Raw genomic sequence first — 24,547 nt, forward strand, 5'->3', positions numbered from 1 at the left:
GTCGATCCGCCTCCCGTCGCGGTGGATCTTCGGCGTCGGGATCATTGGTGTACGGACCATCGGGGCAGGAGCGGGGGAGGGGCCTCGGTGCGGGCCCGCAGGGGCGGGAGGGCGGTCAGCAGGCGGCCGTGGTGCTCCCGACGTGCACGTGGGCGCCTGTGCGGGCGTGGATGTCCTCGGCGGTGACGCCGGGTGCGGTCTCCACCAGGGCCAGGCCGGCGTCGGTGACGTCGAGGACGCCGAGGTCGGTGATGATCCGGTCGACGCAGCTGCGCCCGGTGAGCGGGAGGGTGCAGTCCTCGACGATCTTCGGGGTGCCGTCCTTGGCGGTGTGCTCCATCAGGACGATGACCCGTCGTGCGCCGTGGACGAGGTCCATGGCGCCGCCCATGCCCTTGACCATCTTCCCGGGGATCATCCAGTTGGCGAGGTCGCCGGCGGACGAGACCTGCATGGCGCCGAGGACGGCGGTGTCGATGTGGCCGCCGCGGATCATCCCGAAGGACAGGGCGGAGTCGAAGAACGATGCTCCGGGCAGGACGGTGACGGTCTCCTTGCCGGCGTTGATCAGATCCGGGTCGACCTCGTCATCGGTGGGATACGGCCCCGTGCCGAGGATGCCGTTCTCGGAGTGCAGCACCACGTGCACGCCGGCCGGGACGTACGCGGGGATCAGGGTCGGCAGGCCGATGCCGAGGTTCACGTACGAGCCGTCGGCCAGTTCGGCGGCGGCCCGTGCGGCCATCTGGTTGCGGTTCCACGCCATCAGGCTCGCACCGTCCTCTTCTCGATCTGCTTGTCGGCCGCCTGGGCGGGGGTGAGCGGTACGACGCGCTGGACGAAGACGCCGGGCAGGTGCACCCGGTCGGGGTCGAGGGCGCCGGGTTCGACGAGCTCCTCGACCTCGGCGATCGTGATCCGGCCGGCCATGGCGGCCAGCGGGTTGAAGTTGGCCGAGGCGTGGCGGAAGACGAGGTTGCCGTGCCGGTCGCCGCGCCAGGCGCGCACGAGGGCGTAGTCGGTGGTGATGCCGTGTTCGAGGACGTGCGGCCGGCCGGCGTACTCGCGGATCTCCTTGGGCGGGGAGGCGACGGCGACGCCGCCGTCCGCCGCGTACCGCCAGGGCAGTCCGCCGTCGGCGACCTGGGTGCCGACTCCCGCGGGGGTGTAGAAGGCGGGGATGCCGCAGCCGCCGGCGCGCAGCCGCTCGGCCAGGGTGCCCTGGGGGACGAGCTCGACCTCGAGTTCTCCGCTGAGGTACTGGCGGGCGAACTCCTTGTTCTCGCCGACGTACGAGCCGGTCACGCGGGAGATGCGCCCCGAGGACAGGAGCACGCCCAGTCCTCGGCCGTCCACGCCGCAGTTGTTGGAAACGACCTTGAGATCGCGGGCCCTCTGCGTGTGCAGGGCCCGGATCAGGGCCTCGGGGATGCCGGTGAGACCGAAGCCGCCGACGGCGAGCGACGCGCCGTCGGGGATGTCGGCGACGGCGTCCGCCGCCTCACGGATGACCTTGTCCACGGTTCGGGTGCTCCTTTCGGGTGAGGGGGCCGGGCAGGACGACGGACCATCCGCCGTCGACGACGAGGTTGGCGCCGGTGATGGAGGCGGCGTCGTCCGAGGCGAGGAAGACGGCCGCGTCTGCCACGTCCTGGGAAAGCCCCGGGCGGCCGAGGGGGAGGTGTCCGGCGGTGTCGCGCATCGGGTGGGCGTCGACGAGCAGGTTGCCGCGCGACCCCTCGGTGTTGGTCAGACCGGGGTTGACGCAGTTGGCGCGGACGCCGTGCTCGGCGCCTTCGGCGGCGAGTCGACGGGTCAGGGCGATGACTCCGTCGTTGGCCGCGGCGTGCGTGGTGCGGTGGTCGGTCCCGGAGCCGGTGAGCCCGGCGGTCGAGCCGATGGTGACGACGCAGCCGCGGCTCCGCGTCAGGTGCTTCCACGCGGCGCGGGCGGTGAGCCGGACTGATTCCGGTTCGGCCCGTACGGTCGAGGTGTAGTCCTCTTGCGACTGTTCGGTGAGGGGGGCGGTCCGCGCGGTTCCCACGTTGGTGCAGCAGATGTCGATACCGCCGAAGGCGGCGACGGCCTCCTCCACCCAGGCGTCGACGGAGTCGGGCGAGGTGACGTCGAGAGGGCTCGGAGTCAGGGCGGTGCCTCCTTCCCGGGCGATCAGCCGCTGGGTTTCGACGGCCTCGTCGTGCAGGAGGTCGCCGCCGACGACGATCGCGCCCTCGGCGGCGAAGCGGAGCGCCGCGGCACGGCCCAGGCCGCGGGCCGTGCCCGAGATCAGGGCGACCCTGCCCTCCAGCCGTCTCATCGCGTCGTCCCGTCAAGCAGCGCGTCGGACACGGACTTCACCCCGCCGTGCGAGGTGAGACCGCCGTCGACGGGGATCTCCGCCCCGGTGATGAACGACGACTCGTCGGACAGCAGGAAGACCACCAGCGGCGTGACCTCCTCGACGGTGCCCACCCGGCCGAGCGGCGTCTCGCGGATGTTGGCCTCCCGGAAGACGGGCGCGGCGGAGGTCGTCATCTCCGTCTCGATGAACCCGGGATGGACGGTGTTCACCCGAATCCCCCGGGGGCCGAGCTCCAGGGCGGCGGTCTTCGACAGCCCGCGCAGGGCCCACTTGCTCGTCGTGTACGCCACCGGGTAGTGGGCGGTCAGCGCGGCGGAGGAGCCGACGTTCACGATCGACGAACCCGGCGGCATCAGCGGAGTCAGATGCTGGATGCCCAGGAGCGGGCCGTGCACGTTCACGGCGTGGACGCAGCTCATGTCCTTGGCGGTGACCTCGTCCAGCCGGGCCCGCCAGGTGATGCCGGCGTTGTTGACCAGGCCGTGCACCGCCCCGTGGGTGGTACGGAGGTAGTCGGCCAGATCTGCCCAGTCGTCGGCCAGGGTGACATCGAGCCGGCGCACGCCCTCCCCGCCGTTCACGTCCGTGGCGATGACCGTGGCGCCTTCGCGTTGCAGGGCCGCCGCTTCGGCGGCGCCCTGGCCGCGGGCGGCGCCCGTGACGACGACGACCTTCCCCGCGAGACGCCCGCCGCTCACGGCCGCTCCCGGTTGCGGCGCCGCCCCTTGGGCAGGGCGACCGGCTCGGTTCCCGGGACCACGCGCGTGGTGAGAGAACCGATGGCCTCCACGGTGAGGGTGACGGTGTCGCCGGGTTGGAGCGGCGGCGGGACCCGCGTGCCCGAGCGGCCCCACAGCTCGGCGAGGCAACCGCCGTTGCCGCAGGTGCCCGATCCCAGGACGTCACCCGCGACGACCCGGGTGCCGCGCGAGGCGTAGGAGGTCATCTCCTCGAACGTCCAGCTCATGTTGGACAGCAGGTCGCTGCCGACCTTCTCGCCGTTGACCTCGGCCGTCAGCGCCAGCCGCAGGAAGCCGTCGGCGTCGCGGTAGGGCTCCAGCTCGTCGGCGGTCACCAGGTAGGGGCCCAGCGTGGTGGCGGTGTCCTTGCCCTTGCAGGGGCCGAGTCCGACCTGCATCTCGGCGGACTGCAGGTCTCGCGCGGACCAGTCGTTGAACACGGTGTAGCCGACGATGTGCTCCCGTGCCTGCTCCGGGGTGAGGTCACGGCCCTCACGGCCGATGACGGCCGCCACCTCCAGCTCGAAGTCGAGCACGGACGACCCGGGCGGCATGGGCACGTCGTCATGAGGCCCGAAGACCGCGTGGGGGTTGGTGAAGTAGTAGGTGGGCGCCTCGTACCACTGGGCGGGTACTCCGGATTCACCGCTGACGGAGCGGCGCACGCCCTCGACGTGTTCCTCGAAGGTGACGAAGTCCCTGAGGGAGGAGGGCTGGAGCGGCGAGAGGAGGTGGACCTCGGATACGTTCGGCCCGGGTGGCACGTCCAGGGCCGCGGCTCCGGCAGCGAGTAGGCCGGGGAGGCCGTCGGTGTCGCGGATCAGGTCCGCGAGCGAGGTGACTCCGGGCAAGGGGAACAGCGTGCCGTCGTCCTCGACGACGGCGACACGGTTCCGGTGCCGGTATGCGAAAGCGGCGAAGCGCATGGTGCGGCTCCCAGGTGGAGAGACGGGGGACACGGGACCGGACCGTCCGGGACGGAGAGATGGCCCGTTGCCGGCCTTCTTCGGACGGCTCCGGTCCCGTGGACCGGGGCCGGGAACGCGGCGGCAGTCAGGGCGGGACAGGGTCCGCCGCGTTCCCGGGGATTCGGCCGGCCGGGGTCAGACCGGCGGTGCGAGGAAGCAGCCCCGGTCGGGGTCGTTGAACGACTCCTTCGCGATGAGCTCGTTCATCGCGTTCGCGGTGCCCCACTGGTCGGTGACCTCGGGCTGGGAGAAGTCGTAGACGTGGGGGTGCCAGGTGTCCTCGTCGAGGTTCTCCAGCTCGGTGGTGTACTCGACGGTGTTGCCGTGCGGGTCGAGGAAGTAGGTGAAGGTGTTGTCCCCGGCCATGTGCCGGCCCGGACCCCAGAGCTTCCTGTGGCCGGCCCGCAGGACCCGCCCCGAGCCGCGCATGTACTCGTCGATGCCGCGCATCTCGAAGGAGACGTGGTGCAGGGAGGTGTGCGGACCCTTCGCCAGCGCCATGGAGTGGTGCTGACTGCTGATCCGCATGAAGTGCATGACCTCACCCATGTGGGGCGAGCTGAGCGTGTCGGACAGCCGGAAGCCGAGGTGCTGCTCGTACCAGGCGCGGGTGCGTCCCAGGTCGGGGGAGTTCAGGACGACGTGGGACAGCTTGACCGGGATGGCTTCCTTCTCCTCGATCTTGCGGTGCCGGCGGACCTCGACGTCGGCGGAGACCTCGATGGTGCGTCCGTCGATGTCGAAGAACCGGAAGCCGTAGCCTCCGCCGGGGGTGTCGACGGTGCCGGGCTGCGAGATCAGCTGCACGCCGCCGGCCAGGAGCTGCTCGGCGAGGGTGTCCACGTCGGCCGGGGTCGCGGCGCCGTAGGACACCAGGTCCAGGCGCTTCTCGTCGGCCTTGCGGAGCCGGACCACGTACTGCTCAGGGCTGCCCTCGGCGGCGAGGAAGGAGATGCCGGAATCCTCGGCGACCTTGGTCAGGCCCCACACGCCGGCGTAGAAGTCGAGCTGCTTGTCGTAGTCGGGCACGGCGAGGTCGACATGCCTCAGATGGGTGAGCAGGCGGTTGTTCGGCATGGGGTGCCTCCTCAGGCGGGGGAGAGGTGGAGAAGGGCGGCGGCGGTGGCGCCGCGCACGGCGTGGAAGTCGGCCTCGGACAGGTTTGCCGCACGCAGCGCGCCGACGGGGTCGTCGGATCCCATGTCGAACGGGAAGTCCGAGCCGAGCAGCACCCTGTCCGCGCCGGCCGCTTCCACCAGCGCCCGCAGCACCCGCGGGTCGTGCACGAGCGAGTCGAAGTACAGGCGCCGCAGGTAGCTGCTGGGCAGTTGGGCGCATCCGGTCGACGCGTCGGTCCGGGCCCGCCAGGCGTGGTCGCTGCGGCCGATGTGGGTGGGCAGGTAGCCGCCGCCGTGGGCCGCGACGATCTTCAGGCCGGGGTGCCGGTCGAGGACGCCGGAGAAGATCAGGTGGGAGAGGGCGACGGCGTTCTCGGTGGGCTGGCCCACGGTGTTGGACAGGTACCACCGGTCAAGGCGCTCGTCGAGCGTGCAGCCGAACGGATGCAGGAACACGATCGCCCCGGTCTCCTCGGCACGCGCCCAGAAGGGCTCGTACGCCGGATCGGACAGCTCCTGTCCCGGGGCGTTGCTGGAGATCTCCACTCCGGCGAGCCCCAGCTCCAGAGCGTGGTCCAAGGCAGACACGACCAGTTCGGGATGCTGCAGCGGAACCAGACCCAGCCCCTTCAGCCGGCCGGGCGCCGCCGCGCAGTGCGCCGCGGTCGCCTCGTTGGCCAGGCGGTAGACCTTCTCGGCCGTGTCCGTGTCCGCCCAGTAGTGGTAGTGCGACGGCGAAGGGCTCACGAGCTGGAAATCGACGCCCTGCGTGTCCATCCGGGCGAGCCGGACGGCGGGGTCGGTCAGGGCCGGGATGCGGTCGCGGACCATGGGTCCGCTGACGGCGAGCGCGTCGGGACCGTTGCGGCGCCTGTCGAGTGCCGTGGCCTCGGCATGTCCGGGAAGGCCCGCGACGAGGGCTTCAATCTGCGGCAGCAGGACGTGGGCGTGGACGTCCACGGTCGGCGTGGTCACGGGAGCTCCCTGAGCATGGTCATGGTGCGGGCCATCAGCCCGGGCACATCGGCGTCGCGGACGCCGTCCAGTTGCCACTGGCCGATCTGGACCGAGCCCTCCACGACCGGGCGAACTCGCTCGATCCGGCGCTCGTAGTAGGCCTGGAGGAGCTCGTCGTCCCAGGTGTCCGCAGCGATCAGCATCTGGGCCAGGACCCAGGAGTCCTCCAGGGACAGCGCCGCGCCCTGGGCCAGGGTGGGCGGGCAGCAGTGTGCGGCGTCCCCGACGAGGACGACCCGACCGCGGTGCCAGGCACCTTCGACGAGCAGCCGGTCGAACCACGTGTAGTTGACCTTCGACGGGTCGGTGATCGTCGCGGTGATCTCCGGCCACGCGCCGCCGTAGGCCGAGGCGAGACGGACCATCTCCTCGGCGTACGACTCGGGAGGTATGGAGGAGCGGTCGCGGTTCTTCTCGACGACGTACGCGTACAGGGTGGTGTCGCTGGTGGGGCAGTAGCCGGCGATGAACGCGGGGCCGCCGTAGGCGAGGTCGGTGTGCTCGACGCCGACGGGGCGTGGGGCGGCGACCCGCCAGATGGCCATGCCGGTCGGTTCGGGCTTGTCGGTGATCCCGATCTGTTCCCGGGTGGCCGAACCCAGGCCGTCGGCGGCGATCACCAGGTCGTAGCGGTGCTCGTTGCCGTCGCCGAACCGCACCGAGACGCCGGTGGCGTCCTGGTCCTGGACCGTGGCGGTCGTGCCCAGGCGGACGGTCGCGCCGCTGGCGCGGACGGCGTCGATCAGGATCTGCTGGAGCCGGGGCCGCTGCATGCCGACGGTGGCGGGCAGGTCGTCGCCGCCGGTGCGCAGGTCGCGCTGGACGTGCAGGACGGTGCCGTCGGGCGCGGTGATGCCGACGGACCCGAAGGGGAAGCCGGACGCCTTCACCTCTTCCCAGACGCCGAGTTCGCGCAGGACGCGCAGCGCGTTGCCCTGGAGGGTGATGCCGGAGCCGGCGGTGGCGTTCCAGTCTTCCTTGGCCTCGACGAGGTCGACGTCGATCCCGGCGCGTCGCAGCAGGATCGTCGCGGTGTTTCCGGCGGCGCCGCCACCGACGACCAGGACTCTGCGGGGTGTGCTCATGGGGAACTCCCTTGTCCCTCGGGCCTGTGGCCCCGGACTGATCGGCCTACTTGACGGCGACGGGATTGACGGGGGATCCGACGGCACCGGTGATGGGCAGGGGGGCGGCGGTGAGCCAGAACTCGTACACACCGTCAGCCGCGCAGTCGTCGGCGAGCGCCTCGAAGTCCCACATCTCGCCGATCAGCAGGCCGATGTGCGGGATGACGACCTGGTGCAGGGGTTGGAAGGCGTGGTCGAACTCGTTGGGCCGGACCTCGAAGCCCCAGGTGTCGGTGGCGATCGCGGTGATCTCGCTGCGGTGCAGCCAGGACGCGGTGGTGAACGAGAGGCCGGGGGCGGCGCCGCCGGCGTAGTCGCCCCAGCCGTTCCGGCGGACGCGGGCGAGCTGTCCGGTGCGTACGAGCACGATGTCGCCGCGGCCGATCGTCACTCCGTGGGCTTCGGCGGTGGCCGTGAGGTGTTCCTCGGTGATGGCGAAGCCGTCGGGGAGTTCGCCGTCGTCGCCGACGGTCCGGCCGACGTCGAGGAGTACGGCGCGTCCGGCGATGTGGGGCGCCATGTGCTCGATGCCGGTGATCTGGTCGCCGTCGGAGGTGACGACCTGCTCGGCCGGACGGCCGTTCCAGGCCTTGCCGTGGTCGAAGATGTGGCCCAGGCCGTCCCACTGGGTGGAGCACTGCAGGGGCATCGCGATCACGTCGTCGGCGCCGCCGATGCCGTGGGGGAGTCCCTGGTTGCCCAGGGCGGCGTCCGTGCCGGTGTCGAGCATGGTGTGGACGGGGTTGGTCCGGCGCCGCCAGCCCTTCTGCGGGCCGTTGATGTCGAAGCGCTGGGACAGCGAGAAGCTGGCTCCCCGGCGGACCAACGCGGCGCCTTCTCGGCGCTTGGCCGCGTCCAGGAAGTTCACGGTGCCGAGACGGTCTTCCTCGCCCCAACGGCCCCAGTTGGAGCAGGCCTCCGCGGCCAGGGCGATCGCGCCCTCGGGGTCGGTGCGGTTCACACGTCCTCCGCCGTGCAGCGGGTGCGCTGTGCGCCGAGGCCGGTGATGGAGGCGTCCATGATGTCGCCGTCGCGCAGCAGCCGGCCCCAGTGCATGCCGTTGCCCGCGGGCGATCCGGTGAGTACGAGGTCACCGGGCAGGAGCTGCGCCGTCTGGGAAGCGTAGGCCACCATGCGCGCCACGTCGAAGATCATGTCCTTGGTGGACTCGTCCTGCATGACCTCGCCGTTGAGCTTCAGCGTCAACTGGAAGTCACTCGTGTCGCCGACGGATTCGGTCGGCACGATCCACGGGCCGAGCGGTGTGAAGCCGGGCGCGTTCTTGCTGCGCAGCCAGTCCGTGCCGATCTGCGGCATGTCCCTGCGGAAGACGGTGGCCCGGTCGGTCAGGTCGTTGGCGATCGTGTAGCCCGCGACGTACTCCAGCGCCTCCTCGGGAGAAATCTGATATGCCGGGCGGCCGATCACCACGGCGAGCTCCAGTTCCCAGTCGGGCTTGGCCGCCCAGGCAGGGAGTGTCACGTCGTCGTAGGGGCCGGTGACGGCGCTGGGAAGACCGATGAACACGTACGGCAAGTCCTCGGCGGCTCGCCGGTCCATGATCTCGGCCGCCTCGGCGCGCCGTTCCTCCTCGGAGCGGTCGTCGTCCGGAGCCCGGTGCGCGACATGCAGGTCGATGACGTGCTGGCGGTAGTTGGCGCCCGACTGGAAGACCTGGCGCGGCTCGACCGGCGCGAGAACACGGAACTCGGTCAGGGAGCGCCGATCGAGATCCGGCTCGGCGGCGAGGGCCTTCAGCCGGGGGAGAGCATCCGGCCACGCCTCCAGGAGGCCCCGCATCGTCAGAGCGGGATCGGCCAAGGCCGTCCGCAGGTCGAGAACCCGCCCCTCGCGGTCGACGAGAGCGGGGAAAGCGGGCCCGTCATCGGCCGCGAGAGTGCCGAGAGCGAAAGGCCCGACGAAAAGATCAGAACCGGATTGAGGTTTCACCGACATGTCCTCCTGATTGCGATGGGACTAATGTGGACCCGCATCGGGCAATCAGGGAAATAGATTCTGTGGATCAACGCCATCGATAAGACAAATACTATTGTGCTGTGCCGTTCCGGAAGGGACCTCGCCTCGTGAACCTGGCCCGACTCGATCTCAACCTCGTGGTCGCGCTCCGCGCCCTCCTCGAAGAACGCAACGTCACCAAGGCGGGGCAACGCGTGGGCCTGAGCCAGCCCGCCATGAGCGCCGCGCTGGCCCGGCTGCGCCGCCACTTCGACGACGAACTCCTCTCCCGCGTGGGAAGCCAGTACGAGCTCACCGCGCTCGGCCAGGTCCTCCTGGACCGCACCGCCACTGCCTACGACGTGCTCGAACGCCTCTTCACCAGCCAGGCGACGTTCGACCCGGCCACCGAGACCCGCGAGTTCCGCATCATCGCCTCCGACTACGCCGTCGACGTCTTCGGCGTCGAACTCGCCCGCGTCATCCACGAGGAGGCCCCGGGGATCCGGCTGCGCTTCACCCGCACCCCCATCACCGTCGTCGACGACACCGCCAGCCTGCTCAGCGCCACCGACGGACTCCTGATGCCCCACGGCGTCATCAGCGGATTCCCCGCCACCGACCTCTACGACGACCGGTGGGTCTTCGTCGTAGCCGACGATCACCCCAGCGTCGAAGACCGCCTGACCCGGCAGGACCTCGCCCGGCTGCCCTGGGTCACCTACCAGCGCACCTACGACGCCCCCGCCGTACGCCAACTCGGCATGCTCGGCATCGAGCCGCGCGTCGAGGTCTCCGTCGACAGCTTCCACGCCCTGCCCACCCTCGTCGCCGGCACCCGTCGCATCGCCCTCGTCCAGGCCCGCCTCGCCCGCCTGCTCGCCCCCATCGCCGCCGTACGCGTCCTGGAACCGCCCTACGAGGCCGTGCCGCTGCGCGAGGCCCTTTGGTGGCACCCGGTCCACACGCATGACGCGGCCCACACCTGGCTCCGGGAGACCGCGGCAAGGGTCGGCCGCCGCATCGCGGAAACGCAGTCCTGACGTTTTCTCGCATTGCCGGCTGTCGCCGCGCCGCCGAGAAATCCGGAGCACGGCCCATCGATTCCATGGATGGGAGTCATCGCTAAACCGGATGGCGGAAAGGGTGGGCAGCGCGCCTGCCGGCCCGCATAGTCGAGGGCACCTCCGCCCCGGTCCCGGCATCGGCCAAGTACGCCGTCCCGACCGGGCGCCCCTTCCCCTCTCCCGCCCTGGAGCGCCGTCATGCCCGCAGCTGTCGTACCGCCGCCCCGCGACCAAGCCCACGAAACCGCTGCGGCCGGACGCCGGCCCGCCGTCGTGCTCATGGCCGGCAGCTGCCTGCCCGTTCTCGGCGCGGTGCTCCTTGCCCCCGTACTGCCCCGCATGCAGGACCACTTCGACGGCGTACCGGGAAGCGCGGCGCTGGTTCCCGTCGTGCTCACCGTCCCCGCGCTGGCTCTCGCCCTGCTCGCCCCGTTCGCCGGCATGATCGTCGACCGGCTCGGCCGCAAACGCCTGCTCGTCACCGCCACCGCCCTTTACGCCCTCTTCGGGACAGCCCCCCTCTGGCTGGATTCGCTGCACGCCATCCTGATCAGCCGCATCCTCGTGGGCATCGCCGAAGCGGCGATCATGACGGTCTGCACGACCCTCATCGGCGACTACTACAGCGGCGAACTCCGCGACCGCTACCTCGCCCTGCAGGCCATGTGCGCCTCCGCGTCGGCGACAGTCTTCTTCGTCCTCGGGGGAGTCCTCGGGGCCGCCGACTGGCGCGCCCCCTTCTGGCTCTACGCCGTGGGTCTGGCCATCGCGCCCGTCATGGCCCGCGTCCTGCCGACGCCTCTTCCCCCACAGCGCGAGACCGAGACCGCTGAGCGGATCCCCCGACGCGCCTTCCCTGTACGCCGCATGGCGGGGACCTGTCTCCTCACGGTCTTCGGCGCCGTCGTCTTCTACACCGTTCCCGTCGAGATGGCCTACCTCCTGGACGACCTGGGCACCGACTCCACCCGCACCATCGGCGCCGTCACCGCGGTGGCCAGTGCCGCCACCGTCCTCGGCTCCCTCGTCTTCACCCGTCTCTCCCCGAACCGTCGCAGCCGGCTGCCCGTCCTCTTCGCCCTGTGCGCCGCCGGCTTCCTCCTGATGGGCCTCGCCGACAACCTCCCCCTCCTGATCGCAGGAGCCGTCGTCAACTGCGTCGGTACCGGCCTGATGCTCCCGTCGCTGGTCACGAGGGCCATGTCCCTGCTGGACTTCGCCGACCGGGGCCGCGGCATGGGCCTGTGGACCGCCGCCTTCTTCTTCGGACAGTTCCTCTGCCCGCTGGTCCTGTTGGCCGGCAAGGAGCCGGCGGGCAGCCTCGCCTCCGCGGTAGCTCTGCTCGGGGTGGCTGCCGCCGTCCTCGCCGCGGCGCTCTTCACGGCGGCCCGCCGTGTCGTACCCGCCCACTCGCCCGAAGGCGCGCGGCAGTGATGCCGGCAAGGCGCTACTCGGGGATGCCCAACGGAGAACGCCGCACCACCAGTTCGGGTGTCAGCACCTCGTGAACGTGTTCATGAGGCTACTGGGCCGTCTGCTCCATGAGCAGTCGGCCTGCCCGCATGCCCACGGCGTGTGCGGGCCGGCGGACCGAGGTCAGCGGCACCACCGAGGTTGCGGCGAAGGCGAGGTCCTCATACCCCGCCGCCGCGACATCGCCAGGCACACGTACACCGCTTTCCTGCAACGCTTGCACGAGGCCGAGAGCCGGCAGGTCATGCAGGCGGAGGACCGCCGTCGGCCGGGGGGCCGCTGTCCGGGCGACGTCCTCCATTCCGATACGCCGCGCAGGACACGTTCCCGTGCCCTGAGCCTACGGAGCGCCGGGCGCTACGGTGCTTCGCCGGACGACCAGTCGTGGAGTCATCCTGACCTGCATGGCCCTGTCGCGCCGCCCTTCGACGCGTTCGATCAGCATCCGTGCGGCGGTCGCGCCCATGGTGTGTCCGGCCTGGTCGACGCTGGTCAGCTGGACGGGGGCGAGCGCGGCGACCGCGGTGTTGTTGTAGCCGACGAGCGAGAGGTCGCCTGGGATGGAAAGACCCAGATCAGCGGCCGCGCGGTAGACGCCCAGAGCCGCGATGTCGGCACCGGTCAGAATCGCTGTGGGCCGGGCGTCATCGGACAGCAGCGCGATGCCGGCCGCGTGGCCGCCTTCATCGGAGTAGGCGGCGTGGTGCACGCGCGCGCGCCCCGACAGGCCATGGCGGTCCATGGCCTCGAGGTAACCGTCGGCGAGGGCGATCTCCGGGGTGCGCTGCCAGCGGCCGGCCTTGTTCCCGGCGGCCGAGACCAGGGCGATGTCACGGTGTCCGAGCGCGACGAGGTGGTCGACCACCAGTCCCGCGCCGAGGTCGTCCGCGTCGACGACGGAGTCGTGCGCGTCGGAGGTGTCGTGGTGACCGATGACCACGGTGGGGGTCACCACGGCCGTGGCCAGGACCTCGGTGCGGGGTGTCCCTGGCGCGATGAGGATCAGCCCGTCCATCTGGCGGTCCACCATCGCCCTGATGGTGCGCGCCTGGTCCTCGGCGCCGAAGCCGGCCGCGCCGATCAGCACCGTGTACTCGCTTTCCCCCAGTTGTTCGCGGATGCCGTCGAGGATGTCGGCGAAAAACGGGTTGCGGAGGTTGTCGAGCAGGACGCCGATCGTGTACGTACGCCCCCGCATGCCCCGCGCGGCGGCATGGGGCCGGTAGCCCAGCTCTGCCATGGCCGCCCGGACGCGTTCTTGCATGCTGGGGCTTACGCCGTAGGCGTTGCGCATGACCTTGGACACGGCGGCGGTGGACACGCCGGCATGGCGGGCGACGTCGGTGATCGTCACCCGTTTGGTGTTCCTGGACGCGCTGTCCGCAGCCATGAGAACCCCGATCTCCTCACTCTGAGTGCAATGTTCTACGCCCAGGGCCATGACTGGGCTCGTTCATTCGACCAGGCGAAGATGATGTTACGCGTCTGTGTCTTGACGGCGCCAGAGGGATGGCGTCATGGTGTTGCCAGTCCAGATGGAGAACGTTCTACACACCTCTGTCTCTACGCGGCTGAGCCTTGCGCCGCCCCTCGCGCCCGCTGAGCGCCCCTTCTTCTCTCACGATCCCTGGGAGTCTCCAGTGCCCCACCGCACGATCCGCGCCCGCCGACTGACCTTCGCCTCGGCCGGCGTCCTGTCCCTGGCCGTTCTCGCCACCGCCTGTGGCGGCAGTGGCGGCGGCACCTCCGCGGCGCCCAAGGACTTCACGTACCTCAGCGTCACCGAGAACACGACCACCCGGACGGCGCTGACCACGCTCTCCAAGGGCTCCTGCAAGGCCGAGAACGACACACTGCCGTTGAAGGTGGAGACGGTTCCCCAGGCGCAGTTGGACCAGAAGCTTCAGCTGCTCGCCGGCCAGGACGCGCTGCCCGCCCAGTTCGCCGCCGGTAACGCCCCGGCGCTGACCAAGCAGCTCGCCAAGAGCGGCAAGGTCGTGGACATCCAGCTCGAGCTTGACCGACTCGGGGTCCTCGGTCAGCTGGAACCGGCCGCAGTCTCCACCATCAAGGCCCTCTACGGCGGCAAGCTGCAGGCACTGCCGTACGAGTACAACATCGAGGGGATCTTCTACAACAAGAAGCTCTTCAAGGAGAACGGCGTCGCCGTCCCGGGCACCTGGGACGAACTGCTGGCCGCGTCGGAGAAACTGAACGCGAAGGGCGTCCAGCCGTTCTCCGCCTCCGGTGCGCAGGGCTGGCCGCTGACCCGCCTCATCAGCGGCTACCTGTACCGCAGCCTCGGCCCCGACGCCCTGGACAAGGTCGACGCCGGCACGGCCAAACTGACCGACCCCGCCTACGTCAAGGCCGCCGAGGAGATCGCCGCGCTCGGCAAGAAGGGCTACTTCGGCAAGGGCGTCGGCTCCATCGACTACGACACCGCGATGAACCAGTTCCTCACCGGCAAGTCCGCCATGTTCTACATGGGCAGCTGGGCCCTGGCCAACATCTCCGACCCCGAGCAGAACAAGGTCGGCGCCGAGAACGTCGGCTTCATGCCCTTCCCCGCCGTCAAGGGCGGAGCCGGCTCCGTCGGCCAGTACCCCTCCAACATCGGCCTCGCCATCACCCTCGGCTCGAAGAACTTCGACAAGAAGACCGGCGCCTGGCTGTCCTGCATCACCAAGAACTACGGCAGCACGGCCCTGAAGGACCACGGCACCATCTCCGGCTTCAAGGTCAACACCCCGGTCAAGGACGCCAACGACGTCACCAGCACCGTCCGCAAGACCATCAGCTCCTCCCAGCAGAACGTCCTGTGGTTCGAGGCGCTCTTCAGCACCAAGGCCACCACGATCAGCCAGACCAACGCCGCCGGCCTCGTCAACGGCAGCGTGAGCCCGAAGCAGTTCATGGAGAACGTCCAGGCCGCGCTCGGCAGCAGGTAACACCCACGAGTCGGGCGGCTTGCCGGCCCCAGGCGCGCCGCCCGTCCTCGTCCGGCCGGCCCTTCACCAGAAACGAAGTGGACACCTCTCATGCACCGCGTACTCGGTGACCGCAGGGCGATCCTGATCCTGCTCGGTCCCGCACTCCTCGTCTACACACTGATCATGCTCGTCCCGATGGTGTGGTCGCTGGGGTACTCCTTCACCAAGGGCAACTCCATCGAGGGCTTCACCGGCAACGGTCTGGCCAACTTCAACCGCCTCCTCGAAGACCCGGCTGTGCACGACGCGCTGTGGTTCACCCTGAAGTACGCGGCCGTCGTCACCATCGGCCAGGTCGTCGCCGGCTACCTCCTGGCGCTGCTGTACGTCTTCTTCCTCAAGAAGGCCTCCGCGCTCGTCCGCACCCTGGTCTTCTTCCCCGTCGTGCTGCCCACCGTCGCCGTCGGCCTGCTCTTCCAGAAGCTCTTCCAGGTGGCTCCGCAGCCCGGCCCGGTCAACTCCCTGCTCAACGCCGTCGGCATGGAATCCGTCGACTTCTTCGGCAGCGCGGGCAGCGCCTTCTGGGTCCTGGTCGTCATGGACATCTGGCGCTCCATGGGCTTCTACGCCGTCCTGCTCTTCGCCGGCCTCGTCGACATCCCCGACGAGGTCCTCGAATCGGCCCGCCTCGACGGCGCCTCCGGCCTCCGTCTCATCCGCCACATCGTGCTTCCGCTCTCCCTGCCTGTGCTCATGTCCTCCCTGATCTTCAGCATCAACGGCACCCTGAAGGTCTTCGACTCCGTCGTCGCCCTCACCAACGGCGGTCCGGGCAGCGGCACCACCCCGCTGACCCTTTACATGTTCCAGTCGTCGTTCACCTACAGCGAGTACGGCTACGGCAGCACCATCGCGCTGCTCCTGACCGTGGTCTGCCTGCTGGTGAGCCTGGCGGTCTACCGCGTCTCGCGACGCGACATCACGGAGGGCTGAACGCCATGGCCATCGACACACCGCTGAAGACCTCCGCCGGACACCGGCGCACGAGCAGGCCCACCCGTCGGACGGGCGGCCGCCTCTGGATCCGGTTCGCCGTCGGCGTCCTCCTGATCATCGAGATCTACCCGCTGATCTGGATGTTCCTCACGTCGCTGAAGTCCAACAGCGACTACCTGAACAACTCCACCTGGAGCCTTCCCACCACCTGGGAATGGGGCAACTACACCGAGGCGTGGACCACCGGCAACATCGGCCTCTACGTCAAGAACAGCCTCCTCGCCGTCGTCCCCTCCCTCGCACTGATCCTGCTCCTCGGGACCGCGGCCGGCTTCGCCCTGCAGATCATGGTCTGGAAGGGACGCAACCTCACCCTGCTCGTCTTCCTCGCCGGCATGATGATCCCCCCGCAGATGATCCTCCTGCCGCTGTTCACGGTGTACTTCCAGGCCGGCCTCTCCGGGACCCTGTGGCCGCTCATCCTCACCTATACCGGCACCGGCCTGCCCCTGACCGTCTTCATGATGGCCACCTACTACAGGACCGTCCCGCGCGAACTCTTCGAAGCCGCCACCCTCGACGGCGCCGGCATCCTCCGCGCTTTCTGGACCATCAGCGTCCCCATGGTCCGCAACGCACTCCTGACCGTCGGCCTCGTGCAGTTCTTCTTCATCTGGAACGACCTGCTGATCGCCCTCACCTTCACCAACAGCCAGGACCTCCGCACCATCCAGGTCGGCCTGCTCAACTTCACCGGCGACTTCGGCGCCACCCAGTACGGCCCGCTGTTCGCGGCCATCTGCATCAACGTCTTCGGCACCCTCGTGATCTACCTCTTCCTCAACCAGAAGGTCATGAAGGGCCTGACGTCGGGAGCGGTCAAGGGCTGATCCGCCGAACGCCCCCCGAGCACACGAAAGGCCCCTTCCTTGCAGCCCCTCCCGCCCTCCCCGGTGCACTTCGAGCACCTGACGGACGGTCTCGGCATCGGCACCGGCACCCCCCGACTGTCCTGGACCCCCGCTGCCGGATCAGGCGACCAGCACGCCTACGAAGTCGAGATCGAACGCCCCGGCCACACCCATCGCACAGGCCGCGTCAGCGGCGCGGACCACGTCCTCGTCGCCTGGCCCGCCGAACCGCTCACCTCCCGCGAACGCGCCGTCGTCCGCGTCCGCACCTGGTCGGAAAGCGACGACGAGCCGTCCGCGTGGAGCGAGCCCGGCACCGTCGAGGCCGGCCTGCTCGCACCCACCGACTGGTCCGCTGTGCCCGTCGGAGCGGCCTGGGACGAGGACCCCGCGGCGGAACGCCGTCCGGCCCGGGTGCGCAAGCACTTCCGGGCCGACGACAGGCCGATCGCACGCGCACGGCTCTACATCACCGCCCACGGCCTGTACGAAGCGGAGATCAACGGCACCCGGGTCGGCGACGAGGCCCTCGCCCCCGGCTGGACCGTCTACCCCCATCGGCTGCGCTACCGTACCCACGACGTCACCGCCCTCCTCGCCCCCGGCGCCAACACCATCGGCGCATGGCTCGGAGACGGCTGGTACCGCGGCACGTACGGCTTCGACGGCGGCACCCGCAACATCTACGGCACCGACCAGTCCCTCATCGCCCAGCTCGAGATCACCCACACCGACGGCACCACCACCGTGATCGCGACCGACCACACCTGGCAGGCCGCCGTCGGCCCCATCCTGACCAGCGGGCTGTACGAGGGCGAGGTCTTCGACGCCCGCCTCGACGACCCCCACTGGGCCACCCCGGCCGCGTCCCCGGACGGCTGGACACCCGTACGGGCCGGAACCCGGAACCCCGGGGCCCTCGTCGCGCCCCAAGGCCCCCCGGTCAGGTGCACCGAGGAGATCCCGCCTGGCACCATCACCCGCACCCCCGACGGCCGTCACCTGCTCGACTTCGGCCAGAACCTGGTGGGCCGCCTGCGCGTCACCGCAGACGGGCCCGTCGGTACCACCCTCACCTTCCGGCACGCCGAAGTCCTCCAGGACGACGAGCTCGCCACCCGGCCCCTGCGCGAAGCACACTCCACCGACACCCTGGTCCTGCCCGGTGGCGGACCGTACGTCTGGGAGCCCCGTTTCACCCTCCACGGCTTCCGCTACGCCGAGATCACCGGCTGGCCCGGCGATCTCGACCCACAGGACGTGACCGCCCGCGTCTACCACACGGACATGCGCCGCACGGGCTGGTTCGAGTGCAGCGATCCGATGGTCAACCGCCTCCACGAGAACGTCCTGTGGAGCATGCGGGGCAACTTCGTCGACATACCCACCGACTGCCCCCAGCGCGACGAACGCCTCGGCTGGACCGGCGACATCCAGGTCTTCGCCCCCACCGCGAGCTTCCTCTACGACTGCGTCGGCATGCTCGACTCCTGGCTCACGGATGTGGGACTCGAACAGCTCCCGGACGGCACCATCCCCTGGTACGTCCCCGTCATCCCCGGCGAACCGATGTGGACCCCCATCCGGCCCGGAGCCGCCTGGGGCGACGTCGCCACCCTCACCCCCTGGGCCCTCTACCAGCGGTTCGGAGACCTCGAACTCCTGCGGCGCCACTACCCCATGGGCAGGGCGTGGGTCGACCTCGTCGAGAAGCTCGCCGGACCCGACCGGCTCTGGGACACCGGCTTCCAGCTCGGCGACTGGCTCGACCCGGCCGCCCCGCCCGAGGATCCCGCCGCGGGCCGCACCGACCGGTACCTCGTCGCCACCGCCTACTACGCCCACTCCACCCGCCACCTCGCCCGCGCCGCCCGCGAACTCGGCGACACAGGTGACGCCGCCCGCTACGACACACTGGCCGAGGAGATCACCACAGCCTTCCGCCGTCGCTACGTCCGCGCCGACGGCCGCCTGACCAGCGACAGCCCCACCGCGTACGCCCTCGCGCTCGCTTTCGACCTGCTGGACGCCGGCCGCCGTCAGACCGCCGGCGACCGCCTCGCCGCACTCGTCGACCAGGACGACGCCCGCATCGCCACCGGCTTCGTGGGCACGCCCCTGATCTGTGACGCGCTGACCGACACCGGTCATCTGGACACGGCGTACCGCCTGTTGCTGCAGACCCAATGCCCGTCGTGGCTCTACCCGGTGACCATGGGCGCCACCACCATCTGGGAGCGCTGGGACAGCCTCCGCCCCGACGGGACCCTCAACCCCGGGGGAATGACCTCCTTCAACCACTACGCCCTCGGCGCCGTCGCGGACTGGCTCCACCGGGTCGTCGGCGGCATCGAGGTGGTGGCCCCGGGCGCCCGGACCCTGGCCTTCAGGCCCCGCCCAGGAGGCGGCATCACCTGGGCCCGCACTCGCTACGAGACACCCCACGGCACCGCCTCCCTGTTCTGGGAAACCACCCCGGACGGCATGAAGGCCGAGATCACCGTGCCCCCGAACTGCACGGCCCTCGTCGAACTTCCCGGGCGTCAACCCAGCAGACTCGCCACAGGCACGCACACCCTCGGCCCGACGGCGTCATCTGAAAAATGATCGGCTCTACCTGAGAACATCACAGAGTGCCCGGCATGGCTTTTCAGTCATGCCGGGCACGTGTCTGTCGGAGAAAAACGATTAACCGCATCCACGTGACAGATGAGAGCTATCGAATATCCGTATGGTGACTTGAGGGGTTCCTCGGCGGACAGCCTGTGGAATTCTTCGTAAGAATTGCGTCGATGCAGCTCAGGGCGTTGGCGCTGGATTTCTTGCGCACGATGGGTTGACCCGAAGTGTTCGTGGCCATAACTTTTTGGATTGCGTGAGGCGCTGAGTCCGAAGCGCCTGAAAAGCCCCTGGAGCTTCTCGCGGGGCGCGGGAAGCTCTCAAGGGAGACGCTGAATAACCGGCAAATTCCCCTACAGCCGGATATGCGGCATCCGATTCTGCGGGTCCCGCCCGCCACCCCCACTCCCACCACCCGGAGAGTCGCCGTGAACCGACGCGCCTTCCTGTCCGCCGCCATCGCAACAGCAGCTGTCGCCACCATGACGCCTGGAGCAACCATTCAGGCAATCGCCGCCACCGATCCCCGTGTCTTCGACCGCGTTGACGCCGTTCTCGCACGGATGACTGCGGCGGAGAAGGAGGCCCTCGTCCGCTGCGACTTCGCCGCCCTCGATCACCTCGGCATCCCGGCCCTGACCATGGTCGACGCGTCGGCGGGTCTCCGAGGTGAGCAGAACGTCACCGCCTTCCCGGTGCCCCTCGCCCAGGCCGCGACGTTCGACGAGGACCTGGCCCGGCGCATCGGCGTCGCCATCGGCACCGAGGGACGTGCCAAGGGCTACAACAGCCTCCTCGGCCCCACCATCGACCTCACCCGCACCTGGCACTTCGGGCGCCAGGCCGAGAGCCTCGGTGAGGACCCGCTGCTCGCCGGCCGCCTCGGCGCCGCCCTCACCACCGGCATGCAGAGCCGTCAGGTCACCGCCACTGTCAAGCACTTCGCCGGTTACACCCAGGAGGTGAACCGCTTCTTCACCGACACCCGGGTGCCCGACCGGGCCATGCACGAGATCTACCAGGCGCCCTTCCGCCGCGTGATCGCCGCCGCGCCCACCACCTCGGTGATGATGGCCTACCCGAAGATCAACGGCACCTTCGCCACCCAGAACCCCACCCTCTTCGCCGACGTCAAGAACCGCCTGGGCCTCCAGGGCTACACCGTCCCCGACTTCTGGGCCGGCGACGACCAGGTCGCCGCCGCCAAGGCCGGCATGGACCTCGCCGGACTCGGCCCCGGCGGCGTCAAGCTCGCACCCGGCGCACTCACCGGCGGGGCCGTATCCACCGCCAGGCTCGACGACGCGGCCCGCCGCATCCTCGTGACCATGTTCGCCAACGGACTCGTCGACAACCCCGTCCCGGCCCCGGCCCCGGACGTCAGCACCACGGCTCACAAGAGCCTCGCCCACGAAGCGGCCCTCGCCTCGACCGTCCTGCTCGCGAACCGCTCCTCGGCGCTGCCGTTGCCGTCCTCATTGAGGTCGCTTGCCGTCATCGGCCCGGCCGGCACCGACGCCCTCACCGGCGTCGCCGGTTCCACCTACGTCGACCCCGGCACCTGGACCACCCCCCTCCAGGCCATCAGGGCACGCGCCGGCAGCGGCACCACCGTCACCCACGCCCAGGGCACCACCGGCGACATCCCGCTGACCACCGTCCCGGCCTCCGCGCTGCGCACCTCCGGCGGAGCCCTCGGTCTCACCGGCCGCTACTACGCCTCCGCCCAGCCCACCGGCACCCCGGTCGCCACCCGGACCGACAGCGTCGTCGACTTCACCAGCGCCCCGGTCGACAACCTCCCCCCGGTCTGGTCCGCCACCTGGACGGGCACCCTGACCCCGACCCACACGGGCCTGCACCGCTTCTCCCTCCTGCCCGCCGGCACCGCCACCCTGAAGATCGGCGGCGTCACGGTGGTCTCCGGCTCCCGGGGCACCCGCCGCTTCTTCCTGGGCACCTATGACTACCCCCTTCAGGGCACGATCGAGCTCACCGCCGGCAAGACCGTCTTCATCGAGCTCACCTACAGCAACGCCACCGCCGACCAGGGCACCTGCGGACTCACGCTCGGCTGGCAGCCCGCCTCCCTGATCCCCGCCGCCGTCCAGGCCGCCCGCACGGCCGACGCCGCCGTCGTCTTCGTCAACCGCATCGCCGGCGAAGCGATGGACCACGAACAGCTCACCCTTCCCGCGGACCAGAACCAGCTCATCACCGCTGTCGCCGCCGCGAACCCCCGCACCATCGTCGTCCTCAACACCGACGGGCCCGTGACGATGCCCTGGCTGGACGACGTCGAAGCCGTCGTCCAGGCCTGGTACGGAGGCCGCGGCATGGGCACCGCGCTCGCCGCCGTCCTCTTCGGCGACAGCGACCCCTCCGGCCGGCTCCCCGTCACCTTCCCCGCGGGCCCCGCGCAGGGCCCCGGCACCACTGCCGCGACCTACCCCGGCGCGAACGCCACCGTCTCCTACGACGAGGGCACCGCCATCGGCTACCGCTACTACGACGCCAAGGGACAGCAACCCCAGTTCCCCTTCGGATATGGCCTGTCCTACACCACCTTCGCCCACGGCTCCCTCGAAGCCGCCTACAACGCCACCGCCAAGACGGTGACCCTCTCGGTCACCGTCACCAACAGCGGAAACCGCCAGGGCACCGACGTCGTCCAGATCTACGCCACCCTCCCGGCCGCGGCGGCGGCCGAACCGCGCCGCCTCGTCGCCTTCCGCAAGCTGGCCCTCGCGCCGGGAGCCAACCAGCGCGTCACCTTCACCGTCCCCGCCGACGACCTGACCATCTGGCACGCCGGAACCTGGACCCTCGTCCCCGGCCTCCATACCTTCGCCACCGCACGGGACTCCCGGACCGTGACCGGGCAGAGGGCAGTCACCATCAACTGACCGGGCAGAGGGAAGGCGGCAGGCCAGGCGACTGGTTCCTGCCGCCTGGCGGTGGTCTAAGCCTGCCGGACTGAAGTCGACCCTTCGTTGTCGACGTCAGCTGTCGGCCTAGCCGCCGAAACCTCGCCCGTTCGAGGGAACCGGCCGGTTCGTGGCTTCAACTGGTGCGGCTGTGCCGGTGAGCACCACGCCCGGCTAGCTTGATCTTTAACGTGCGGCTCGAACGGTGCGTCGTACTTGATCACTCGGTTCGGTATCCGCCGTACGCGGAAGCGGCCTTCGTCTGAACATGTGCTCCGACCAAGGAACACACACGTCCAGCACGAAGGCCGTGAGGATGAGTCTGCTGCATCACGATGCCCGGCGAGAGCCGTTGGCCGCCCTGTCACGCTTCCGGGGCGAGTTCTTCTCCTGTCTCACGCTCGTTCGGATGCTCTGTTCGAGCTGGCGGATGCGGTTCTGTGCGGGGAAGGGCCGCTGAGGTCGCTGGCCGAGCTGTCGCTGGTGGGTGAACACCACCGCGGGCACGGCGGGCTCTACGCCGCGCTCGCCCGAGGCCAGGTCGACGCGGACCGGATGCGACGGGCCCTGGCTTCGGTGCCGCTGCCACGAGCTGCTGACGGCCGGCTGGTCCTGGCCGTCGACGTCACGTGCTGGCTCAGGCCGGACGCCCACACCTCACCGCAGCGAATCCTCTGCCACACCTACGGCCGGGGCAAGGACCAGCACATTCCTGTCCCCGGCTGGCCCTACTCGATCGTCTGCGCACTCGAGCCAGGCCGCAGCTCGTGGACCGCGCCACTGGATACCCTGCGTCTGGCGCCGGGGGACGACACCGCCACGGTCACCGCCCGGCAACTACGCGAGCTGGTCGAGCGGCCGATCACCGCAGGTCAGTGGCAGACCGGCGACCCGGACGTCCTGGTCATCGCGGACGCCGGATACGACGCACCCCGCCTCGCCTTCCTGCTGAAGGACCTGCCGGTGCAGGTGCTGGCCCGGATGCGCTCAGACCGGGTCCTGCGCAGGCCGGCCCCGCCACGGCAGCCTCACACCAAGGGCCGTCCGCCCCCGCACGGTGGCGAGTTCGTCTTCGGACAGCCCGACACCTGGGGCACCCCGGACACCGAAACCGTCACCCACACACGCCTCTACGGCACCGCCGCCGCCCGGTCCTGGGACCGGCTTCACCCCAAGCTCACCCACCGCTCTTCCTGGGCCGCGGCCGACGGCGCCCTTCCGATCGTCGAAGGGACCGTGATTCGCCTGGCATCGAGCACCTGCCCGGCGGAGCCACCCCGAAGCCGGTCTGGCTGTGGTGGTCCGGAGTCGATGCCACCCCAGCGGACACGAACCGGCTCTGGCAGGCATACCTGCGACGCTTCGACATCGAGCACACCTTCCGCCTGTTCAAACAGACCCTCGGCTGGACCTGCCCAAAGATCCGCACCCCCGAAGCAGCCGACCGCTGGACCTGGCTCATTCTCGCCGCCTACACCCAACTGCGACTGGCCCGACCACTGGCAGCCGACCGGCGCCGCCCATGGGAAAGGCCCGTTCCCGCGGACAGACTGACGCCCGCCCGTGTCCGCCGCGATTTTCGGCACATCCGCCCGAAGGCCGTCTGCCCAGCCGCAGCACCGAAACCCGCCCGCCCCGGACCCGGACGGCCACCCGGTCGAAAGAACACCCGGCCCACCCCGCGCCATGACGTCCACGCACCCCGCAAAACGGGCAGCCCCATGTCCCGGAACAAGAAGTCGCTCAACCCACGACCCCGCCGCACAGGTGAGAGATCAAGTTAGGTACGAAGCAGCGAGGCATGAATGCGGGCGATGGCCCGCAGCACCTCGTCACGGTTCTTGGCCTGCTGCATCCATGCGGGCAGGCGGGCCACCACGGTCATCTTCCGGCCGTGGTCGTGCCAAGGAATCCCTTCACGCAGCGGTGCCTGCACGAACCGTTTGATCAGGTCCAGGTGTTCCAGGTTGTATGCCCATACCCACCCGTGCCGGGTTTCGGTCTGCAGCCAGAGACGGACATCGAAGTATGGGTCTGTGGCCGGCGCGTGCCGATCCCGGTGCAAGGCCACACCGCCCCGACTCCATTCCTTCGCTATCCCGCAGCTCCGGCAAACGAGACGCCTTGACGCGAAAAGGCCCTGATCGTGCACCCCGGACGAGTCTGGTGCTGTGCCGACGTGCGCTACCTTCTCGCAGCCGGGACAGCACACGAGAACCGATGAGAGGAAGTCGAACTTCGTGCTGCGAGGGTCCCGGAACCGGTGGCGCATGGGGATCGAACTCATCGAACCAGTATGCGACCCGGCCCCGAAGGCTCCTACAGGTTAAAGA

The 24,547-nt window shown here is 69.9% G+C and carries 20 protein-coding genes and 1 pseudogene; 8 read left to right on the forward strand and 13 right to left on the reverse strand.

The genetic code is table 11. From position 1 onward, the window contains the following. Positions 1-115 precede the first annotated feature (115 nt). The 10 genes from ACFWV2_RS29775 to ACFWV2_RS29820 form a co-directional block, all read right to left on the reverse strand. The gene (locus ACFWV2_RS29775; RefSeq protein WP_384409610.1) at positions 116-766 is read right to left on the reverse strand and encodes a CoA transferase subunit B; all 651 of its coding nucleotides are present in this window, start codon (positions 764-766) and stop codon (positions 116-118) included. Then, the gene (locus ACFWV2_RS29780) at positions 766-1,521 is read right to left on the reverse strand and encodes a CoA transferase subunit A (protein ID WP_384409612.1); all 756 of its coding nucleotides are present in this window, start codon (positions 1,519-1,521) and stop codon (positions 766-768) included. The genes ACFWV2_RS29775 and ACFWV2_RS29780 overlap by 1 nt, the downstream gene beginning before the upstream one ends. Further along, complete coding sequence (locus tag ACFWV2_RS29785) at positions 1,502-2,317, reverse strand: SDR family NAD(P)-dependent oxidoreductase (protein ID WP_384409614.1); 816 nt, start codon at positions 2,315-2,317, stop codon at positions 1,502-1,504. Before ACFWV2_RS29785 ends, ACFWV2_RS29780 begins: the two co-directional genes overlap by 20 nt. Beyond that, positions 2,314-3,060, reverse strand: coding sequence for an SDR family NAD(P)-dependent oxidoreductase (locus tag ACFWV2_RS29790; protein WP_384409617.1), 747 nt, complete (start codon positions 3,058-3,060; stop codon positions 2,314-2,316). Before ACFWV2_RS29790 ends, ACFWV2_RS29785 begins: the two co-directional genes overlap by 4 nt. Next, on the reverse strand, positions 3,057-4,028 hold the full coding sequence (locus tag ACFWV2_RS29795; protein ID WP_384409619.1) for a fumarylacetoacetate hydrolase family protein: 972 nt from the start codon (positions 4,026-4,028) through the stop codon (positions 3,057-3,059). Before ACFWV2_RS29795 ends, ACFWV2_RS29790 begins: the two co-directional genes overlap by 4 nt. A gap of 177 nt (positions 4,029-4,205) precedes the next feature. Then, entirely contained in the window at positions 4,206-5,147 is a 942-nt protein-coding gene (locus ACFWV2_RS29800) for a VOC family protein (RefSeq protein WP_384409621.1), read from the reverse strand. Between the two features lie 11 nt (positions 5,148-5,158). After that, positions 5,159-6,163 carry an amidohydrolase family protein gene (locus ACFWV2_RS29805; RefSeq protein WP_384409623.1) on the reverse strand — a complete coding sequence of 335 codons (1,005 nt, stop codon included), beginning with the start codon at positions 6,161-6,163 and terminating at the stop codon, positions 5,159-5,161. Next, positions 6,160-7,290 (reverse strand): FAD-dependent oxidoreductase, encoded by a 1,131-nt coding sequence (locus ACFWV2_RS29810; protein ID WP_384409625.1) that lies wholly within the window; start codon positions 7,288-7,290, stop codon positions 6,160-6,162. The genes ACFWV2_RS29805 and ACFWV2_RS29810 overlap by 4 nt, the downstream gene beginning before the upstream one ends. Before the next feature lie 46 nt (positions 7,291-7,336). Continuing rightward, complete coding sequence (locus ACFWV2_RS29815) at positions 7,337-8,293, reverse strand: cyclase family protein (RefSeq protein ID WP_384409627.1); 957 nt, start codon at positions 8,291-8,293, stop codon at positions 7,337-7,339. Then, positions 8,290-9,288 carry a fumarylacetoacetate hydrolase family protein gene (locus ACFWV2_RS29820; protein WP_384409629.1) on the reverse strand — a complete coding sequence of 333 codons (999 nt, stop codon included), beginning with the start codon at positions 9,286-9,288 and terminating at the stop codon, positions 8,290-8,292. Before ACFWV2_RS29820 ends, ACFWV2_RS29815 begins: the two co-directional genes overlap by 4 nt. Positions 9,289-9,416: 128 nt before the next feature. Here ACFWV2_RS29820 and ACFWV2_RS29825 point away from each other — a divergent pair, with 128 nt between their 5' ends. Together ACFWV2_RS29825 and ACFWV2_RS29830 are read left to right on the forward strand one after the other, a co-directional pair. Further along, the gene (locus ACFWV2_RS29825) at positions 9,417-10,331 is read left to right on the forward strand and encodes a LysR family transcriptional regulator (protein ID WP_384409631.1); all 915 of its coding nucleotides are present in this window, start codon (positions 9,417-9,419) and stop codon (positions 10,329-10,331) included. Positions 10,332-10,553: 222 nt separating this feature from the next. Next, complete coding sequence (locus tag ACFWV2_RS29830) at positions 10,554-11,789, forward strand: MFS transporter (protein ID WP_384409633.1); 1,236 nt, start codon at positions 10,554-10,556, stop codon at positions 11,787-11,789. 88 nt (positions 11,790-11,877) lie between these two features. Here ACFWV2_RS29830 and ACFWV2_RS29835 read toward each other — a convergent pair whose 3' ends face one another. Next, positions 11,878-12,129, reverse strand: coding sequence for a substrate-binding domain-containing protein (locus ACFWV2_RS29835; RefSeq protein ID WP_384409635.1), 252 nt, complete (start codon positions 12,127-12,129; stop codon positions 11,878-11,880). 39 nt (positions 12,130-12,168) lie between these two features. Next, positions 12,169-13,218, reverse strand: a complete 1,050-nt coding sequence (locus ACFWV2_RS29840; RefSeq protein WP_384409637.1) for a LacI family DNA-binding transcriptional regulator — start codon at positions 13,216-13,218, stop codon at positions 12,169-12,171. A gap of 250 nt (positions 13,219-13,468) precedes the next feature. On the opposite strand from ACFWV2_RS29840, the gene ACFWV2_RS29845 reads away from it, so the two are divergent. From ACFWV2_RS29845 to ACFWV2_RS29870, 6 genes and pseudogenes are all read left to right on the forward strand, one after another. Further along, positions 13,469-14,779 carry an ABC transporter substrate-binding protein gene (locus tag ACFWV2_RS29845; protein WP_384409639.1) on the forward strand — a complete coding sequence of 437 codons (1,311 nt, stop codon included), beginning with the start codon at positions 13,469-13,471 and terminating at the stop codon, positions 14,777-14,779. Between the two features lie 90 nt (positions 14,780-14,869). Continuing rightward, positions 14,870-15,754 carry a carbohydrate ABC transporter permease gene (locus ACFWV2_RS29850; protein WP_384409641.1) on the forward strand — a complete coding sequence of 295 codons (885 nt, stop codon included), beginning with the start codon at positions 14,870-14,872 and terminating at the stop codon, positions 15,752-15,754. 5 nt (positions 15,755-15,759) lie between these two features. Continuing rightward, on the forward strand, positions 15,760-16,647 hold the full coding sequence (locus ACFWV2_RS29855; RefSeq protein ID WP_384409643.1) for a carbohydrate ABC transporter permease: 888 nt from the start codon (positions 15,760-15,762) through the stop codon (positions 16,645-16,647). 39 nt (positions 16,648-16,686) lie between these two features. Next, complete coding sequence (locus tag ACFWV2_RS29860; protein ID WP_384409645.1) at positions 16,687-19,275, forward strand: family 78 glycoside hydrolase catalytic domain; 2,589 nt, start codon at positions 16,687-16,689, stop codon at positions 19,273-19,275. A 575-nt stretch (positions 19,276-19,850) separates the two neighbouring features. Next, positions 19,851-22,193, forward strand: a complete 2,343-nt coding sequence (locus tag ACFWV2_RS29865) for a glycoside hydrolase family 3 protein (RefSeq protein ID WP_384409648.1) — start codon at positions 19,851-19,853, stop codon at positions 22,191-22,193. A 337-nt stretch (positions 22,194-22,530) separates the two neighbouring features. After that, positions 22,531-23,998: pseudogene (locus tag ACFWV2_RS29870) on the forward strand (NF041680 family putative transposase). Here the strand turns inward: ACFWV2_RS29870 and ACFWV2_RS29875 are convergent. After that, positions 23,995-24,501, reverse strand: a complete 507-nt coding sequence (locus tag ACFWV2_RS29875) for a hypothetical protein (RefSeq protein ID WP_384409650.1) — start codon at positions 24,499-24,501, stop codon at positions 23,995-23,997. The pseudogene ACFWV2_RS29870 and the gene ACFWV2_RS29875 sit on opposite strands and share 4 nt — an antisense overlap. Positions 24,502-24,547: the final 46 nt, after the last annotated feature.

This window comes from Streptomyces sp. NPDC058671 (assembly GCF_042716475.1).
GTDB lineage: Bacteria > Actinomycetota > Actinomycetes > Streptomycetales > Streptomycetaceae > Streptomyces.

Excerpts from the sequence above, each read along its gene's own strand:
- ACFWV2_RS29855 (WP_384409643.1), top strand. The coding sequence starts at position 15,760 with ATGGCCATCGACACACCGCTGAAGACCTCCGCCGGACACCGGCGCACG.
- ACFWV2_RS29840 (WP_384409637.1), bottom strand. The coding sequence starts at position 13,218 with ATGGCTGCGGACAGCGCGTCCAGGAACACCAAACGGGTGACGATCACC.
- ACFWV2_RS29810 (WP_384409625.1), bottom strand. The coding sequence starts at position 7,290 with ATGAGCACACCCCGCAGAGTCCTGGTCGTCGGTGGCGGCGCCGCCGGA.
- ACFWV2_RS29785 (WP_384409614.1), bottom strand. The coding sequence starts at position 2,317 with ATGAGACGGCTGGAGGGCAGGGTCGCCCTGATCTCGGGCACGGCCCGC.
- ACFWV2_RS29865 (WP_384409648.1), top strand. The coding sequence starts at position 19,851 with ATGACTGCGGCGGAGAAGGAGGCCCTCGTCCGCTGCGACTTCGCCGCC.
- ACFWV2_RS29795 (WP_384409619.1), bottom strand. The coding sequence starts at position 4,028 with ATGCGCTTCGCCGCTTTCGCATACCGGCACCGGAACCGTGTCGCCGTC.
- ACFWV2_RS29830 (WP_384409633.1), top strand. The coding sequence starts at position 10,554 with ATGCCCGCAGCTGTCGTACCGCCGCCCCGCGACCAAGCCCACGAAACC.
- ACFWV2_RS29875 (WP_384409650.1), bottom strand. The coding sequence starts at position 24,501 with ATGAGTTCGATCCCCATGCGCCACCGGTTCCGGGACCCTCGCAGCACG.
- ACFWV2_RS29835 (WP_384409635.1), bottom strand. The coding sequence starts at position 12,129 with ATGGAGGACGTCGCCCGGACAGCGGCCCCCCGGCCGACGGCGGTCCTC.
- ACFWV2_RS29775 (WP_384409610.1), bottom strand. The coding sequence starts at position 766 with ATGGCGTGGAACCGCAACCAGATGGCCGCACGGGCCGCCGCCGAACTG.
- ACFWV2_RS29820 (WP_384409629.1), bottom strand. The coding sequence starts at position 9,288 with ATGTCGGTGAAACCTCAATCCGGTTCTGATCTTTTCGTCGGGCCTTTC.
- ACFWV2_RS29800 (WP_384409621.1), bottom strand. The coding sequence starts at position 5,147 with ATGCCGAACAACCGCCTGCTCACCCATCTGAGGCATGTCGACCTCGCC.
- ACFWV2_RS29850 (WP_384409641.1), top strand. The coding sequence starts at position 14,870 with ATGCACCGCGTACTCGGTGACCGCAGGGCGATCCTGATCCTGCTCGGT.